Origin of the sequence: Paenibacillus azoreducens, assembly GCF_021654775.1 — a bacterium.
Lineage (GTDB): Bacteria > Bacillota > Bacilli > Paenibacillales > Paenibacillaceae > Paenibacillus_AQ > Paenibacillus_AQ azoreducens.
This window is the reverse complement of record NZ_AP025343.1, coordinates 5,722,088-5,740,164: the sequence shown is the minus strand read 5'-3', so window position 1 is coordinate 5,740,164 and position 18,077 is coordinate 5,722,088. Positions and strand designations below refer to the sequence as shown.

Here is an 18,077-nt window from a genome sequence, read left to right as displayed (position 1 = left end):
ACACCATTTCGGACGTTTTGTACGTCTTGAAACAAGCATTTAACGCGTTTATGAACTGTCTGAATTTTATACGATCAAGTAATTATTCCACTTTATTGATCAGGGGGTTTCAATCGAAATGACGAAGGTTTGGCGGGTTGTGATTATAGACAGTCACCCCACAAGTACGCTGGGAACCAAGTTGATTCTGGAAGAAAGGGAGGAACTTAGGGTTACGGGCATGGCTGCCACCTGGGATGAAGGGCTGATATGTGTGACGGAACAGCAGCCTGAATTGGTGCTCTTGGACTACAAAATGCCGGAAGGAACGGCGGAAACGGTGCTCGAAAAAATGAAGCAATCTTCGCCGGCAAGCCATATCATTGTGCTGACGGATTCGGATGGAATCAAGCTGCTGCAATCGGTGGTCCATTTGGGCGGAAGCGGAATTTTGTCGAAACAGGCTTCCGCGGCGCAGCTTATGCTGATGATTGAGGGACTCCGTGCAGGTTTGGCGGTGCTTCCGATGGATTGGCTGAAAAAAGGAATTTGGCAAGTTCAGCAAGCAGCCATTGACGGGGCCGTATATCATTTGACGGAAACGGAAATTTTTATTATGGAAAGGATTGTGCAAGGGATCACTTATGATAAAATCGCGACCGAGATTTCCGTAAGCCGCCGCTCGATCGACAATTATTTGCGTAAAATATATGTGAAGCTGGGAGTCTCCACCCGTGCTCAGGCCATTGAAAAATTTGCCTTGACTGCGCGACAAAAAAGTCCTGTTTTCAATTAAACCGTAATATATACAAATAACATGAATTTTCGAAAGATTTTCAGAATCTTTAGTTTCGAAATTCAGGTATAACAAGCAAAAAAGAACCGGTGAAGAATAACCCCGCAAAGCGTATCGGAAAGAAGTCCGACGCCTCTCGCAGAGGGGCGCTTTTGCGGAGCAAAAGTACTGAGAGTATCGGAAAGAAGTCCGACGCCTCACAAAGAGAGACGCTTTTGCGGAGCAAAAGTACTGAGAGACGTGCGGCCTTCGATGCTTATTCCGATCACTTTGCGGGAAAGACCGGAACTTTACGGAACTGGGAGAAGGAGGGGATTGCATGCTGTATTCCTTTGCGGAGCGAACCAAAGCGATGTTATCGTCGCCGCTTCACTTCATGAAGGCACGGTCTGCCCGGGATTCTTTTATATCTTTTGCAGAAGAGCTACCCGCCGAGGAATTATTTCCGCTTTCACCACTTGAGGCCGCTGCGGCGGCCGTGATCTCGAAAAGCCCTGCAGCGCTGCAATATGGCGAGCCGCAGGGCTATTTGCCGCTCCGGGAATGGCTGTGCCGGGATTTTAAGCAAATGAAAAAGACGGAGGTGGATGCAAAGCAGATTTTGCTGACGACGGGCAGCCAGCAGGCGATGGATCTGCTTGTCCGCGTATATGTGGAGCCCGGGGACCACGTATTGGTTGAACAGCCGACATCCCCGGGTTTTCTGCAAATTCTGAACATGCAGGGAGCCGTCGTTGTACCGGTAGAAGGGGATAGGGAAGGAATTCGTCCGGAGAATTTACTTAAGCAGATGGAGCGAACGCGTCCAAAACTTCTGCTTGTATCCCCTAACTTTACGAATCCGACGGGGATTCTGTGGAGTCTTGAACGCCGCAAAGAGGTGCTGGAAATATGCAAAGCTCGCGGCGTGTTGATTGTGGAGGATAATTCGTACGGGGATTTGCATTTTGGCGGTATTGGCATGAAGGAATTTTACAGCAAGTACCCTTCCTTGTTTACGCTGGATGAGGCGGGCAAAGGTGGGCAGGTACTGTATATCGGTTCATTTAGCAAAACGGTAGTTCCGGCGCTCCGTACAGGCTGGGCGGCAGGCCATCAAGCCATGATCGATATGATGGTTCTGGCTAAGCAGCTGGCCGACTGGCAGTCCAGCCATTTCAACCAATGTCTGCTGCATGAACTGCTTGAGTCTTCACCTTTTAATATTTATGAGCATATCCGGATGCTGAACCGTGAATATGAAACCCGCTTAAAGCTGATGACGGAGCTGTTGAAGCGTCCTGCCTGGAAAAACATCTCTTATGATGTACCCGAAGGCGGCATGTTTGTTTGGCTGAAGCTGCCGGATGCGCTCGACAGTCTGGCTTTGCTGAAGTGTTCCATGGAGAAGGGAGCCGCTTTTCTGCCTGGATCATTATGTTATTCGAATGAAGGAGGCAGCGGGTATATCCGCATGAACTTCACTCATCCGGGGCGCGATGAACTGCTGCTTGGCATGAATTTGATCGGCGAAGCCATCTCGGAGTTTACGGCCCGCAGCTAAACTTCTTTGGCGTTAGTCGCTTCCATGGCAGAGGACGAAGCGGTTTCCAGCACATTGGCGAACTGCTTCAGGTTTTCGACTCCCGCGGAAGTAAGCCTGTAGCGGCCGCGGCTGATCCGTTCAAACCAGCCATAGTAGTTGTTTTGCAGGATGGCAGCCGCATTGCCGATACCGGTCAGGCTTCGCAGCGAAGCGGGCGAGGCGCCTTCCGGCGGGGCATCCGCGAGAGCCTTTGCTACGAGCAGCGCTTTTTCGCGGTAAGCCGTTACCAGCCTGGACCGGCTGCTGCCCCCAACGTTGTAGTCGCCGCTGCGTTCATGAAACTCGTACAGCAGGCGTTCCTTGCGTTTTTTTCTGACGGTCTTGACGGTGTTCTGGATACCCGGTTCGCAAAGAACTTCCACGAAAGGCTTTTTCGTTTTATAAAAAGTGATCGTGATCAGCCCGAAACCAAGCTTGCGGCATAATCTTGCGATCTCGCCCCAGCGCTGGTTGACGGCTCCGCGTTTGGCGCGGCTGCGCTCAACGGCCAAATAGACCTGCGAGCTGATTTGAAGACGTTCCATCCCCTGCAGGAGCAGTGCGAGATTGAACGTTTTTTTCATTTCGACTATTAAAGGTTCACGCTCGATCGGATGAACTCCGACCAGATCACAATGCCGAACCTCTCCTTTAATCTCGTATCCCCGCTGCTCGAAAAAAGCTTTAAGCGGTTCATACAGTTCGGTTTCATGCTGTACGGCCATGATCATTCCCCTTTGCTTACAAACGGTTGAGCAGTATCATCGCTCAATTCCTATATTAGAGGTTGTTCAAAAAGTCCGCTTTTGATAAGAAAACCTAATCGAGGCAACTCAAGGTTGAGCGACCGCGATAAATAGGTAGGTTTTCTTGCGATATAGAATTTCATCAGCTTCGGCTGATAACGTATAAATTCTATATCTAACACGAAGTAAGACAGGAAGCTTCTCGGCATCGAATCTTGAATTCAGCCGGGCCTTCCGGTGCTCACGTACCCACTACGTACGTTCCGCTCCTCAGTCCCTAGCTTCTTCCAACCTTCTTGGTGCTGAAAACCGACCTTTTTGAACACACACTATTATAACATTCGATAAAAGACAATCCTCCTTTCGCGAAAAAATAGGTCAACTAATCCTTATGTTCAGCATAGTTATGTAATACACTTTTGGATTGATGAATATGTGAATTTAAACGGGATGAAAGTTGACCCTTGACGCTTTGATGGAATTTTTGACAACTCATAACGTAGTCATAGGAGGTACTAGCATGGATATTTTCGAACGCGTAGCGGCCTATCGGGCAGAAAGCGATCAACTTGCGTGGAACGGCACCTTTAAAGATTACATCGAACTGCTCCGCAAGCATCCTTCGGCGGCAATTACGGCTCATGCGCGTGTCTATGACATGATCATGTCGTACGGCGTGGAGGAGGTGGGCGGCCATAAACGCTATAAATTTTTCGAGCAGGAAATTTTCGGCTTGGACCGGTCCATTGAGAAGCTGGTTGAGGAATATTTTCACTCTTCGGCGCGCCGTCTTGATGTCCGTAAGCGGATTTTGCTGCTGATGGGGCCGGTGAGCGGCGGTAAATCTACGCTGGTGACTCTCCTGAAGCGGGGCCTTGAGAAATATTCGCGCACGGAGCAAGGAGCGCTGTATGCGATTGAAGGCTGCCCGATGCATGAAGAACCGCTGCATCTCATTCCGCTCGAGCTGAGGCCAGAGGTAGAAAAAGAGCTTGGCGTCCGTATCGAAGGCAACTTGTGCCCTTCCTGCCAAATGCGGCTGAAGCTGGAGTACGGAGGGGATATCGAAAAAGTGCCCGTAACCCGCGTGCTTATTTCCGAGGATTCCAGGGTGGGGGTCGGTACATTCAGCCCTTCGGACCCGAAATCCCAGGATATTGCCGATCTTACCGGCAGCATCGACTTTTCCACCATCACGGAATTTGGATCGGAATCCGATCCGCGGGCATACCGCTTCGACGGGGAGCTGAACAAGGCCAATCGGGGTTTGATGGAATTCCAGGAGATGCTGAAATGCGATGAGAAATTTCTGTGGAATCTGCTTTCGCTGACTCAGGAAGGAAACTTCAAGGCAGGGCGTTTCGCGCTGATTTCCGCCGACGAGCTTATTGTCGCCCACACAAATGAAGCCGAATACAAGGCGTTTATATCAAACAAGAAAAACGAGGCGCTGCAATCGCGGATGATTGTAATGCCGATTCCGTATAACTTGAAGGTATCCGAGGAAGAAAAGATTTATAAAAAGTTGATCATGCAAAGCGACATGAAGCATGTGCATATTGCCCCGCATGCGCTGCGGTCCGCAGCTATTTTTTCCATACTCACCCGATTGAAGGAAACAAAGAAGCATGGCATGGATCTGGTTAAAAAAATGCGGATGTACGACGGGGAGGAAGTTGAAGGATTTAAAGAAGCCGACCTGAAGGAAATGCAGACCGAATATTTGGAAGAAGGCATGTCCGGCGTGGATCCGCGTTATGTCATTAACCGGATTTCCAGCGCTTTGATTAAGCAGGATCTTCAATGCATTAACGCATTGGATATTTTACGGGGAATCAAGGACGGACTCGACCAGCATGCTTCCATTACGAAGGATGAACGGGAGCGTTTCCTGAACTTTATCGCCGTAGCCCGCAAGGAATACGATGAGCTGGCCAAAAAAGAGGTGCAAAAAGCGTTCGTTTATTCCTTTGACGAGTCGGCCAAAACCCTGTTTGAAAATTACCTGGATAACATCGAAGCCTTCTGCAATATGGCCAAAATCCGCGATCCGCTGACCGATGAGGAAATGAATCCGGATGAGCGGCTGATGCGTTCCATCGAAGAACAAATCGGCATCTCGGAAAACGCCAAAAAAGCGTTCAGGGAAGAGATTATGATCCGCATTTCTTCTTATTCGCGCAAAGGGAAAAAATTCGAATACCATAATCATGACCGTCTGCGCGAAGCCATCGAGAAAAAGCTGTTTGCCGATTTGAAGGACATCGTCAAAATTACCACCTCCACCAAAACGCCGGATGCAGCGCAGTTGAAACGGATTAATGAAGTCAGCAAGCGTTTGATGGATGATCACGGATACTGCCCGGTTTGCGCCAATGAATTGCTGCGATATGTGGGCAGCCTGCTGAACCGTTAATATCAATGCCGTCCTCGGAAAGAGGGCGGTTTTTTTAAATGGAATCTAATTTTGCAAAATCTTGACACAGAAAAAAATGTTAAATTTTTTTCGAATTTAGTGGATTCCCTGAAAATATAGTCTATAATATACAAAGTTGGCATATATAGCGAAAAAGTTTAGGACTAAAGAAGGAGGACTATTGGTATGATTGATGTGTCTCCACAGCGTAGAAAACAGGTTGATTATATTAAACTGACCGAAAATGATATGGAAATTTTAAAGGGTTTCCGCCCTATATTCGCCAAAGTCGTAGAAGAGGTCGTGGTCCGTTTTTATCAGCAAATCGCTACAGTGCCTGAACTGATGGAAATTATTAATAGAACCACGACAATTGAGAGACTTAAGGATACCCAGCGGGATTACTGGATGTCACTGGCTGACGGCAGGATTGATGAAGCATATATCCAAAAAAGAATCGCGATCGGACTTGTACACTCCCGTGTCGGTTTAAACGTTGAATTTTATCTGGGAAGCTATATGACATATCTGGACATTGCCACCGATTTGCTGCGTCAGGTTGTGCCGGATGGATGGATAACGGTGATTCACTCCCTTAGCAAAATGTTCAATCTGGACTCACAGCTCGTATTGGAAGCTTACGAGTTGAAGGAAAGAGAGAAGCTGAAGGATTTGGCGGATGAAAAGGAGCATGTATTGCAAGCGGTTACAGATGTTGTGCAGCAATTGACGGGCATGATGGAGGAACTGAACGAAAGCGCCGGGCAGATTGCCGCCTCCGCACAAGTAACGGCCGATTCCCAAGAAACGGCCCATGAACTGATGGACGAGCTTCACGGAGAAGTGCAGCAGATCGAAAATATGGGCGAGCTTATTAAAGGGATCGCGGATCAGACGCATTTGCTTGGACTGAATGCCGCCATTGAGGCCGCACATGCCGGTGATATGGGGCGCGGATTTGCGGTGGTTGCCGGAGAAGTGCGTAAACTGGCTGCCCACTCTCGCGAAGCATTGGAGCAAATACAAGATAAAGTGGCGGGGATTATGCAGCGTTTGAACAAAGTCCGGGAGGAAACGGAAAAAACAACCCTGCATGCCAGGGAGCAGGCCAGCAGCTCGCAAGAGCTTGCTTCCTTCGTCAACATGATCGAAAAACTGACCGAGGATCTGGCGGAAATTCAAAAGAAAAGTTAATTTTTCTTTGAAGGGATTGCTTAATCTACCAATTTCATGCAAAATATTAATATGGCTGATTTTTCCTTTCGAGTATAATAGAGGATGGAAGGATCGGCATGAAGGTGGATTTAGGCAATCCGTGTCCGAGGTGATCGAGTTGGCTTCAATTCATGATGTGGCAAAGGAAGCAGGAGTTTCAGTAGCGACAGTATCCAAGGTGATTAACCATTACCCGGATGTCAGCGAAAAAACGAGGAAAAAAGTTAAAAATGCGATTGCACTGCTTCGTTATAGACCCAATGTAATTGCGCGTGGGTTGGTAACAGGGAGATCATGGACCGTTGGCGTCCTGATTAATATACCATTTACGAATCCATATGTGTCGATGCTGCTGGAAGGGGTCAAAACGGCCCTGGAAAACAGCGGATACGATCTGATGCGTTTGTCGGCGCGGCTGAATGATCCCGATTATTCCTTTGCCGATCATTGCCAAAGCCGCAATTTGGATGGTGTCGTGGTGTTCGGCGTGGAAAAGGAACATCGCTGCATCCAGGAACTGATTCAATCCGGTATCCCGACGATGTTTGTGGATACGGATGTGACTGGACATCGTGCCGGCAATATTACGACTGATAATCGAAGCGGAGTACATATGGCAGTTCAGCATCTATATGAGTTGGGGCATCGCCGCATTGCATGTTTGGCGGGAATTCCCGGACAAGCGGTAAATGACAGTCGGCTGGCAGGGTACCGTGACGGCCTGCAGGCAGCTTCGATTCCGTATCGTGCGGATTATGTCCTGGCTGGAGATTATTCCTTTGAAAGCGGTCTTACGGGGATGCAGGAGCTGCTGCAGCTGGATGCGCCGCCGACAGCTGTTGTCTGTACCTCCGATATGACGGCCTTTGGGGCGATTCATGCCATTGAAGCGCGGGGATTAACTGTCCCTGAAGATATTTCGGTGGTGGGCTTCGATAATATTTTTGAAGCGGAGCTGTTTAAACCGGCGTTGACGACGGTAAACCAAAATATTCACACCATCGGCGTCAAATCGATTGAAGAACTGATCGCCATGATCAAAAATCCGGATTATCCGCCGCCTGTCGTTATGGAACCAGCCAGCCTGGTCATCCGGGAATCGACAGCAAGGCTTGTAGGTTCGGAGATTACGAGATAGTAAAAAAAGAGTATGCTGCTGCAAGCGGCATGCTCTTTTTTTAGCAGTATAGAATTTATAAGTTTTTTTGGGGGTCCCCGCAAAGTATTTGGAATAAGCATCGAAGCATAGGCTCCACTTTGTGGGGTTATTTTAGTTTTTTTGGAATAACAAAGGAGCTGGATTTTCTGCATGGACATGTAAAAAAGGCCTTTTCCGGGGCGGTTACCGAAAAAGGCCGTCCTTTTATCGCCTTGTGGTCGTGGGTGCGGTGTTAAACAAACTTGCGGTGCAGCTTTTTGCCGTCATGCGAAAACATCACTTTTTTGTCCTCGATCACTGTTTCCAGATGAACGGAGCGGCCCCAAAGCTTGTAAACATAGGGCATGGTCCGCTCCATGTATTTCAAATCCAGTTCGGTGCCTTCGTATTCATGCCGGATGACCAGTTCCCCGTTGCGCAAATAATCCCCATCGGTGACGACCAAATACGGGTTGCCGCCGTTCACTCTGGAGACGACAAGCTGATCCCGGACGCGTTCCCACGCTTTGTCGGTGATTTTCCATTCCGGGCCTTTTTTCTCAAATACGTATAAGTCCAAATCCTCCGTAAGTTCTTTCGTCAAATAGTTGCGGATAAACGAGATATCGGAATCAAATTCGCGCACTTCAAAAATTTTCTCACGTCCCTTGCCGGGCTTCCGTCCTGTAAGCTCCTGCTCTTCTTTGGTCGGGTTATCCCAGCGCCGCTCGATGTCTTCGAAAATTTTGAGTCCAAGATAATAAGGATTGAGGCTGCTCTGTGACGGCTGCACGACCGAGGCATTCAATTTGGCGAATTCGATGGTCTCCTCGCTGGTGAGGTCGAGCTCCCGGATGATGCGTTGATGCCAATAGGAAGCCCAGCCTTCGTTCATGATTTTCGTTTCCATCTGCGGCCAGAAGTACAGCATTTCCTCGCGGAGCATGCTCATGATGTCGCGCTGCCAATCCTCCAATACTTCGGAAAACTCCTGGATGAACCACATGATGTCCTTTTCCGGCTCGGGCGGGAAGTGGCGCGTCCCGATTTCGCTTTTTTCCTTGCTTTTGGGCGTATCCAGGTTCCACAGATCATCGTATTCGCTTGCAGGCGGTTCCTGCCTGGCGTTTTCCTTCTGCTCTTTGATCTTAAGCTCCATGTAACGCTGTTTGTCGAGATGCTGCGGCTTGATCAGCTGCGGGTCGACATGCTCCTGAATAGCCAGGACGGCGTCGATAAAGCTTTCAACGGCTTCCGTTCCATGCTCCATTTCATAGTGGCTGATTCGCTCGGCCGTGGCCGACATGCTTTCCACCATATTGCGGTTGGAAGTGGAGAAACGGTAATTATTTTTGAAAAAATCGCAGTGCGCAAGGACATGCGCGACGATCAGCTTGTTTTGAATGAGCGAGTTGCCGTCAAGCAGGAAAGCGTAGCAGGGGTTGGAATTGATGACTAGCTCGTAAATTTTGCTGAGCCCGAAGTCGTATTGCATTTTCATTTTGTTGAAGGTTTTGCCGAAGCTCCAATGCGAGAATCGCGTTGGCATACCGTAAGCGCCAAAGGTGTAAATGATGTCTGCCGGGCAGATTTCATATCGCATCGGATAGTAATCGAGACCAAAGCCGTCGGCAATTTCCATGATTTCAGTGATCGCATATTCAAGTTGTTTGATTTCATCGCTCATGAATTCTGTGCTCCTTCCTGTGTCCAGAAGAACGCACGTTAGCGCTGGATGGCTTTTGTTATTATAGGGGGGCATTGTGAGATGGGTGTTGTGGTTAGCGCCAGGGGCGGTTCTCCTTGAAAAATCCTCCAGTTTATTGTATGCAGCGAGTGTGGGAATTAATAATGCTAATGGTCAATAGTGATTACTGCTAGTGAACTATCAAGAAAATGCTCTTGAAGCATTCTCCTCTCATGAAGATATGAAAGAGACCCTTTATGTGATTACAACAAGTGATTTTACCTCAAATGCCTATACGTATGCGCAGGGCTTAAATATCGACCTAATTAACGGCAAGCAGGTCGTTGATTTGTGGTTGGATTTTCTGGACGCGAAACGCGATCAAATAGACGGGTTACAAGCTGCATCTCAAATGTGATGTAAAGTAAGTTTAGGTTTATTTTTTGTTAATGAGTCAGGAATAGGGGATGTGTTATAATTTTGATAAAGGGCAAGGTTGTTGCAGATTACGAAAGGCAAAAGGAGGTTGAAAGGGATGAATTTTAGTCTAAAAGCTCCTGATGGTACGGTCATTGAATCGTATTTGAAAGATCGTAAAGAATTTATTCGTATAGATGGCTTGGAATATGAGGTCTACAGTCCTGTAGATGAACTGGATTCTGACCCTGAAATCCGCCAAATGATCGAAGCATCAGAGAAGGATCTAATGGAGGGCAAATTGTACTCTACAGAAGATCTAATCGAATCGGTGAAGCGTGGTGAGCTGTAGTTGATTGTCCAGTGGACGGAAACGGCAGCTAATCGGCTTCGGCAAATCAGGAGTGATCATTTCACCGAACAAGAAACAAGGGAATATAAATTAAACCTCATCAGACGTGTGGAAGAACAAGTTGTCAAGATGGGAACCATAATGCCTTCGCGTGAATATCGCAATACGTATTACTGCATCGTAGATCGGTATGTTGTGTCTTACAAAGTACTGGATAACGGCGAGCGTTATGTGATTACTTCATTCAAACATGGTGCAATGAAACGTAATTTTAAATAAGGATAATGACCGATTCCCAAGCGAGTCGGTTTTTTTGTGTCCACAAACCCAAGCGCCTTTGCGATTAGGAAGCCCAGACTTCGTTCATGATTTTCGTTTTCATCTGCGGCACAGCATTTTCTCGCGGAGCATGCTCATGATGTCGCGCTGCTGCGGTTTAACAGTTGCGGGTCGACATGCTCTTGAATAGCCAGAACATTATGGCCGACCTTCAATATCAAGAGTTGTATACGAAAGTAAAGACTGGTATATAGAATGGGGTTAGTCACTTTTCTATACTAAATATAGGAAGGATCACAAAGAGAAATCAACTGCACGCACACTACTTAGAACATTGGGGAGGGGTTATATGAAAAGCAGCAAATTCTTGTTGAGTGTTACCCTGATTCTGTGCATGGCACTGACGGCATGTGGTAACTCCAACAACAGTGAAGGCGCGAAAGAGGCAGAGAAAAAGCCTGAGACAGCGCAACAGGGACAGAAGGAAGATGGGAATCAGGTCATTGAAGTTTCGACGGTATCGCCAAGCGACCCGTATCTTAAATTCGATCAAGGCGAAAGTTTCGAAAAGAATGCCGTGTATGACGCTTACGAAAAAGATATCGGCGTGAAGATTACAAACAAATGGATAGCGGCGGATGACAATCAGTTCAAAGAAAAATTAAAAATGACGATTGCAGCCAACGACCTGCCGGACTTCGCGCGTGTGGATGCAACACAATTGAAAGAATTAACGGAAGCGGACATGATCATGGACATCACGGATGTGTATGACCAATACGCGACAGATGAAACGAAGAAATTTTTGACGATGGACGGCGGCATGCAGATGAAAACGGCCACGTTCGACGGCAAATTAATGGGGATTCCGAGCTCGTATAATCCTTACCAATATCAGTACTTGTTCGTACGAACGGACTGGCTTAAAAAGTTAAACCTGCCGGAACCGAAGACAATGGCTGATCTGATGGCGATCGCTGAAGCTTTCAAAACGAAGGATCCGGGCGGGTCAGGCAAAGCTTACGGCATTGCAGTAAGCAAAAACCCATTCAGTATTGATACTGGAGTAACCGGATTGCGTGCATTCCTTAACGGTTACCATGCTTATGAAAATCTCTGGATGGAAGATGGAAACGGTGGACTGATGAACAGTGACATCCAACCGCAAGTAAAAGATGCGCTTAAAGCGCTTCAAGATATGTTCAAAAAAGGTCTGATCGATCCTGAATTCACGGTTAAAGATGCCGATAAAGAATCCGAGCTTATTTACAACAACAGCATAGGGCTTGTATTCGGTGCTGCCTGGACCCCGGCACAGCTCGCAAAAGGCGCAGTTGTAAACGGTAAAGTTGTTCAAGAATGGGGCGTATACCCGATTCCTTCCGTGGACGATAGTCCAACGCTGAACCAAATCGGCTTAGGTGTGGACCAGTACTATGTCATTTCCAAAAAAGCACAGCATCCTGAAGGCGTTATCAAATTGCTGAACCAATGGATCGTCGTGGATAATACGATGAATGCGACAGATGAGCAAAAAATCTATCTGTATGGTAAAGACAAACAAGAAAAAGGCAACAACTACTGGCTGCTGAACCCGCTTCGCGTAGGCAAACAGATGGATAACAACGGCGAAATTCTGCCGAAAGCGATCGAAACGAAAGATCCTAGCATTCTTCAAACTGCAGACCAGAAGGGTCGTTATGAACGTGCGATGAAATTTATCGATGGTAGCGATATCAATATGTGGTGGGAAGTGCTGATCTCGGGTCCAAAAGGCGCGGTATCGCATAACCCTAAAATCCAGCAAAACAAAGAATACCTGCAAAACAAATTCTACGGCGCCCCTACGGAAACGATGGCAGAACGTCAAGAAATCTTGACCAAGAAGCGTGATGAAGTATACTTCAAAATCATCATGAACCAAGTGTCTGTTGATGAGTTCGACAAATTCGTTGAAGAGTGGAAAAAACTTGGCGGCGACGAAATTACGAAAGAAGTTAACGAATGGTACAAAGCAAATAAATAAGTTTTAGAAAGACCGATGGAGGGATTGATCGAAGTCAGTCCCTCTTTCTATACAGAGAAACACAGCGAGGTGAGGGGCATGAGAGGGTTAACGCGAATGTTTAAAAAGGAATGGCCGCTTCATATGATGCTGCTGCCAGGTCTTATTCTTGTTCTTATCTTCAGTTACATCCCTATGGTGGGAATCATGATGGCGTTTCAGAAATATATACCGAATAAAGGGTTGTTCGGTTCGCCTTTTATCGGTTTGAAGAACTTCCGGTTGTTGATGGAGTATCCGGATATCGGCCGCATCTTTTTTAATACGATATTCATTGCGGTCATGAAAATCATTGCAGGGCTGGTCGTTCCGATCAGTATCGCTATTTTATTGAATGAACTGCGTAGGGAATGGGTTAAGAGAACCTTTCAAACGCTTGTATATTTGCCTCACTTTCTATCTTGGGTTTTGTTAAGCGGCATTTTGATTGATGTTTTGTCACCATCCTCCGGGATTTTAAATCAAGTTTTGGGATTGTTCGGGGTTAAGCCGATTTTTTTCTTGGGCAGCAACAGCTGGTTTCCATATGTGATGGTTCTCTCGGATGTATGGAAGGAATTCGGCTTTGGTACGATTGTCTATCTGGCGGCGCTCACGAATATTAACCCGTCGCTTTATGAAGCAGCGCAAATCGATGGCGCAGGCCGCATCAAGCAGACTTTTTATATTACGCTTCCAGGCATGCTGCCGATTATCGTTTTGATGCTGACCCTGAGTATTGGGAACGTACTTAATGCCGGATTTGATCAAATATTCAACTTGTACAGTCCTCCGGTCTATGAAAGCGCGGATATTATCGATACCTTCGTCTACCGTATGGGGATCCAGCAGGCTCAGTTCGGATTTGCAACGGCTGTAGGGCTGCTGAAATCAATCGTAAGTTTTATTCTCATCACATGTTCCTATGTGCTAGCTTATCGTGTAGCGAATTACCGCATTTTCTAGCAGGTAATTCAGAAGGGAGACATAGCCGTGCCTAATCATAGCTCATGGTCTAGGAAGGTGTTTCTGGTATTCAATTTCATCTTTCTAGCTTTTATATCTTTGTTGTGTCTTATGCCAATTATTCATATATTAGCGATCTCATTCAGCTCCGGTACTGCGGCATCAGCCGGTAAAGTCCTTTTGTGGCCGGTTGATTTCACGACGGCCGCTTATGACAACGTATTCGGAAAGCCGGAATACTTGCGCGCCTTCTGGGTGTCCGTGAAGCGCGTTGCGATCGGAACGACGATCAGCATGCTGATAACGATTGTTACAGCGTATCCATTATCGAAAGATACTTCGCAGTTTAGATTACGTACCTGGTATACTTGGGTCTTTGTATTTACGATTCTCTTCAGCGGCGGCCTCATACCCATGTATTTAACGGTGAAGTCGTTAGGAATGCTGGATACCATTTGGGCTTTGGTCTTGCCAGGTGCGGTTCCGGTATTCAACGTTATTCTATTGCTTAATTTCTATCGCAACTTACCGAAGGAACTGGAGGAATCCTCACGGATCGACGGGGCTGGCCACTTCACGACGTTATGGAAAATCTATGTGCCGTTGTCTTTGCCGGCTCTTGCAACCACAGGCCTCTTCACGATTGTAGGGCATTGGAACAGCTGGTTTGACGGGATTTTGTATATGAATCATCCGGAGAATTACCCGCTGCAGACGTTCCTGCAGACTATTATTATCAAAAATGATTTCCGTTTTATTAAGGCGGAGAACGTCGAGTTGATGATTAAGTTATCTGATCGTACGAGTAGGGCGGCGCAGATTTTCGTTGCGGCATTCCCGATTCTGATCGTCTATCCGTTCCTGCAACGGTTCTTCATTAAAGGGATTGTGATGGGCAGTGTCAAAGAATAATATCGGATTGCTTACTAAACGAACGCAGGAGAACAGATCATGAAAATCCGATTTTTTTTGCACGATTCCTCTATATTCAAGAAGATAATGGCTGCCTTTTTGGCGGCCTTGTTGCCGCTTATGATGATTACCTGGCTGATTAATGAAAAAGGTTCGAATAATATCCGGACGGAAATTTCGAAGTCTATTCTGAACATGACACGCTTCTACCTGGATTCACTGGATAAGGAAGCGGACCGGATCAGCCGATATCTGCCGAACTATGTGATGGATAATGATTTAATGGAAATCGCGACGACAGGCACGGCGATGAGTTATTACGACCGTTCACGAAAAATATTAGACATTCAGAGACGGCTCGATCTAATGAAGAATTCAAGCCCGTTTATTCAAGAAGCAAGGGCCTATGTGCCATTGCTTGAACGAACCATTCTAAGTTCGAAATATGAAACATCCATTAACGAACAGGAATTTAAAGCGATGCAGCAAAGCGCCAAATTATATGAAGAGCCGTTTGTGAACTGGAATGGCCGGATATTTATTACGATGCAGTACCCGGCCACTTCGGTGAAGAATCCGATTTATGTCGTGGCGGTTGAGTTATCTAAGACGAAAATTCAGGAAATTCTGACGCAGATCAGCGGCGTAGAGGGCGCGCAAAGCGTATTGCTTAATTTGGATCGCGGATGGGAAGCGCAGAGCGGTAAGGACTCGCTGCTGCTGGAACGTATGAAGGCCTTTGCCATCGATAAGCGGGATGTGAAGTCTGGAGAAGGCTATGAGACGCTTAATTTCGATGGAAAGCGCTATCTTACCGTCTATAAATATTCGAAGTTATGGAATTCTTACTCGATTACATGCATTCCCGAAGCCAACGTGTTAGGACCGCTGCAAATGTATCGGATGTGGTTCTGGGTGGCCTGCATTCTTTCGGTATGCATTGTGCTCTTCTTCTCTTATTTTCTATTAAAACTGATCTACCGTCCGCTCATGAAGCTTGTTCATTCCTTCCGGCGTATGCGGCAGAACATGCTGGAGCCGATTACGATTGACCGCGGAGCAGACGAGTTCGGTTATTTGTATCAAGCTTTTAACGATACGGTTAAATCCTTGCGAACACTCATTGAGGAAAATTATGAACAGCAAATTCGCAATCAACGCTCGGAACTTAAACGATTGCAGTCGCAGATTAATCCTCATTTTCTATATAACTGCTTTTTCGTATTATGCCGATTAATCAAGTCGGAGAATCAGAAGGAGAAGGCTTACCAGTTTTGTCTCTATATCGGTCAATATTTTCAATTTATTACCCGCAATGACGAGGATGACATTCCATTAGAACTTGAAGTGAATCATTCCCGCACCTATGTGGATATGCAGACGATTTGTTACGGGGACCGGATCCAAGTCCGATTTGAAGGAGAAGTACCGGATTTATCCGTTCCACGGCTTATTTTGCAACCGATTATTGAGAATGCTTACGAACATGCCTTTGGCAATATGATACAAACGGGTGAGCTATGGGTTCACAGTAAACTTCACGATAATGTATTCTCAATTTATGTAGAAGATAACGGCCGAGGCATTACCGATGAAGAAATCGAACAACTTCAGACGCGGCTGCGGCAATCGCAGAGCCGAATGGAAGAGACGACCGGTATCATAAATGTCCATCGCAGAATCCAATTGCGTTACGGCGAGGAATATGGCATAACCATGTCACGATCTAAACTTGGCGGGCTTCAAGTTGGAATTAATCTGAGCACAAGCTAAAGGAGGAATCAACATGTACAGACTTCTAATCGTCGATGATCTGCCTATTATCGTCGATGGTCTTCTTGAGCTGTTTGAGCAGACCGTTCATTTGCCGCTTCATGTCATGAAAGCCTATTCAGGAGAAGAGGCTTTGGAGATTTTGAAGAATAATAAGATTGATATCGTGATCTCGGACATTAAGATGCCTGGTATTGAAGGCATTGAGCTGCTTCAAAAAATTAGTGCCCAGTGGCCGTCGTGTAAAGTCATATTCTTAACGGGCTATAATGATTTTCATTACGCTAGAAGCGCGATTACGTATGGTGGCTTCGAATATATACTTAAAGTCGAGAGCGATGAGAAAATTATAAAGTCCGTCGAGCGGGCGATTGCCAAAATTGAAGAAGAGCAGGACCAGCAGCAGATGATCGCAAGAGCGCATAAAAAGATGAATCAGGCGCTGCCTTCGCTGCAGAAAGAGTATATGTGGGGGTTATTCCAAGGCAAACAGACCACGGAGTGCCAGCTTCGGCAAGTATTCCATGAAGTCGGTATTCCCTTGGATGCGGAAATGCCTGTCTATATGCTGCTTGGCAGAGTGGATGCTTGGAAAGAAATGTTCACGACACCGGATAAAGCGCTGTTAACCTATGCATATCAAAATATTACGGATGAGTACTTGTCGGAGCATGTCCGCTATTTTTCCTTCGTGTATGATCTATCTCGCATTGTTTGGTTGATTCAACCGAAAGGAGATATGGCTGCCACCTCGGGTTCTTTAGAGTGGTCCAAAGCCTACCGGTATACGAGAGATACTCTTGAATGTGTGCAGGGAACATGTAAGAAGCTGCTGGGGCTTTCTGTTTCCTTCGTTCTTGGCTCGGAACAAACGGCATGGAGCCATGTATCCGATCGATTCCATTCGATTAAATATTGCTTCGTGTATGGCCACGGTTTAACGAGCGGAGTAATTCTCAGCGATACCGAGATGAAAGGCAACGATAACCAAGAAGCCGGAAGCCGACAAGATTTCTTCTATCATACGAGGGTTCAGTTCCTGATGACTTGTCTTGAGAACAATCACAAAGAGCAGTTCTACAAGCAATACGCTGAATTGACTGCTATTTGGAACGACCCGCTGACACCTTACGAGCGCAAAACCGAATTGTATCATTCGCTCTCAGCGGTGTTCCTATCGTATATCAATAAAAATCATGATATTCGCGATTACGTGAATACGCTGCTCGATTTGGATCCTTTGTTCCAGCCTAACGACAATACTTCTTGGCCGGATCTTACGCAATACTTTTACCAGATGGCATCTTGTCTCTTCGATTGGAATGATTCGAGCAGGACGCAGATGCCGGCGGAAGTGATTCAAAAAGTACATCGTTATATTGAGGAGAATATCGCGAACGATATTTCCCTAAATGCGCTGGCAGATTACGTAGGCTTGAATCCTTCTTACTTCTCAAGGCTGTACAAACAAATAACCGGCATTAGTCTATCGAAATATGTGAATGATTACCGGAATCTGATCGCCAAGGAAATGCTGCTGAATACGTCGATGAAGGTCAATGAAATTGCGGCTGCGCTCGGTTATAATTCCGCGCTGGCCTTCATTCGTTTTTTCAAGAAGCAGAACGAAATGACGCCGCAAGAATATCGGATGGTGCGTTCGGGTTCGTAAATGTAGCCTTAAAATTCAAGGTCAACAATAGTATATGAAATGTCAGTAACGATCTCTTTCACCGTCAGGCGCGCTATTTTAGAATGATGGTACGCAGGCTATATAAGTTGAACCAATTGAT

15 protein-coding genes are annotated in these 18,077 nt (G+C 46.6%); 13 read left to right on the top strand and 2 right to left on the bottom strand.

Translation table 11 applies throughout. The annotated features are described in order from the left end of the window. Nucleotides 1-118: 118 nt before the first annotated feature. Both L6442_RS25395 and L6442_RS25390 read left to right on the top strand, forming a co-directional pair. The gene (locus L6442_RS25395; RefSeq protein WP_212977013.1) at nucleotides 119-775 is read left to right on the top strand and encodes a response regulator transcription factor; all 657 of its coding nucleotides are present in this window, start codon (nucleotides 119-121) and stop codon (nucleotides 773-775) included. A gap of 319 nt (nucleotides 776-1,094) precedes the next feature. Beyond that, the gene (locus L6442_RS25390) at nucleotides 1,095-2,318 is read left to right on the top strand and encodes an aminotransferase-like domain-containing protein (RefSeq protein ID WP_212977012.1); all 1,224 of its coding nucleotides are present in this window, start codon (nucleotides 1,095-1,097) and stop codon (nucleotides 2,316-2,318) included. Here the strand turns inward: L6442_RS25390 and L6442_RS25385 are convergent. After that, nucleotides 2,315-3,064 carry a DUF2161 family putative PD-(D/E)XK-type phosphodiesterase gene (locus L6442_RS25385; RefSeq protein WP_212977011.1) on the bottom strand — a complete coding sequence of 250 codons (750 nt, stop codon included), beginning with the start codon at nucleotides 3,062-3,064 and terminating at the stop codon, nucleotides 2,315-2,317. The two genes, L6442_RS25390 and L6442_RS25385, sit on opposite strands and share 4 nt — an antisense overlap. 541 nt (nucleotides 3,065-3,605) lie before the next feature. Here L6442_RS25385 and L6442_RS25380 point away from each other — a divergent pair. The 3 genes from L6442_RS25380 (at nucleotide 3,606) to L6442_RS25370 (ending at nucleotide 7,854) form a co-directional block, all read left to right on the top strand. After that, entirely contained in the window at nucleotides 3,606-5,501 is a 1,896-nt protein-coding gene (locus L6442_RS25380; RefSeq protein ID WP_212977010.1) for a PrkA family serine protein kinase, read from the top strand. A 186-nt stretch (nucleotides 5,502-5,687) separates the two neighbouring features. Next, nucleotides 5,688-6,695, top strand: a complete 1,008-nt coding sequence (locus L6442_RS25375; protein ID WP_212977009.1) for a globin-coupled sensor protein — start codon at nucleotides 5,688-5,690, stop codon at nucleotides 6,693-6,695. 121 nt (nucleotides 6,696-6,816) lie between these two features. Next, nucleotides 6,817-7,854, top strand: a complete 1,038-nt coding sequence (locus L6442_RS25370; RefSeq protein WP_306436661.1) for a LacI family DNA-binding transcriptional regulator — start codon at nucleotides 6,817-6,819, stop codon at nucleotides 7,852-7,854. Between the two features lie 253 nt (nucleotides 7,855-8,107). Here L6442_RS25370 and L6442_RS25365 read toward each other — a convergent pair whose 3' ends face one another. After that, the gene (locus tag L6442_RS25365; RefSeq protein WP_212977008.1) at nucleotides 8,108-9,541 is read right to left on the bottom strand and encodes a SpoVR family protein; all 1,434 of its coding nucleotides are present in this window, start codon (nucleotides 9,539-9,541) and stop codon (nucleotides 8,108-8,110) included. Between the two features lie 193 nt (nucleotides 9,542-9,734). Between L6442_RS25365 and L6442_RS25360 the strand changes: the two genes are divergently transcribed. From L6442_RS25360 to L6442_RS25325, 8 genes are all read left to right on the top strand, one after another. Beyond that, a complete protein-coding gene (locus L6442_RS25360; RefSeq protein WP_237100083.1) occupies nucleotides 9,735-9,959 on the top strand; it encodes a restriction endonuclease in 225 nt (74 codons plus the stop codon). A gap of 117 nt (nucleotides 9,960-10,076) precedes the next feature. Next, a complete protein-coding gene (locus L6442_RS25355; protein WP_194229820.1) occupies nucleotides 10,077-10,310 on the top strand; it encodes a hypothetical protein in 234 nt (77 codons plus the stop codon). Then, the gene (locus L6442_RS25350; RefSeq protein ID WP_212977007.1) at nucleotides 10,311-10,589 is read left to right on the top strand and encodes a type II toxin-antitoxin system RelE/ParE family toxin; all 279 of its coding nucleotides are present in this window, start codon (nucleotides 10,311-10,313) and stop codon (nucleotides 10,587-10,589) included. Nucleotides 10,590-10,938: 349 nt separating this feature from the next. Further along, a complete protein-coding gene (locus tag L6442_RS25345; protein ID WP_212977006.1) occupies nucleotides 10,939-12,615 on the top strand; it encodes an extracellular solute-binding protein in 1,677 nt (558 codons plus the stop codon). 78 nt (nucleotides 12,616-12,693) lie between these two features. Then, nucleotides 12,694-13,599 (top strand): ABC transporter permease, encoded by a 906-nt coding sequence (locus L6442_RS25340; protein WP_212977005.1) that lies wholly within the window; start codon nucleotides 12,694-12,696, stop codon nucleotides 13,597-13,599. A gap of 111 nt (nucleotides 13,600-13,710) precedes the next feature. Further along, the gene (locus tag L6442_RS25335; RefSeq protein ID WP_228100843.1) at nucleotides 13,711-14,511 is read left to right on the top strand and encodes a carbohydrate ABC transporter permease; all 801 of its coding nucleotides are present in this window, start codon (nucleotides 13,711-13,713) and stop codon (nucleotides 14,509-14,511) included. A 39-nt stretch (nucleotides 14,512-14,550) separates the two neighbouring features. Beyond that, nucleotides 14,551-16,284: a sensor histidine kinase gene (locus tag L6442_RS25330; protein WP_212977004.1), complete on the top strand. Its 1,734-nt coding sequence runs from the start codon at nucleotides 14,551-14,553 to the stop codon at nucleotides 16,282-16,284. Between the two features lie 13 nt (nucleotides 16,285-16,297). Next, the gene (locus tag L6442_RS25325) at nucleotides 16,298-17,956 is read left to right on the top strand and encodes a response regulator (protein WP_212977003.1); all 1,659 of its coding nucleotides are present in this window, start codon (nucleotides 16,298-16,300) and stop codon (nucleotides 17,954-17,956) included. Nucleotides 17,957-18,077 lie beyond the last annotated feature (121 nt).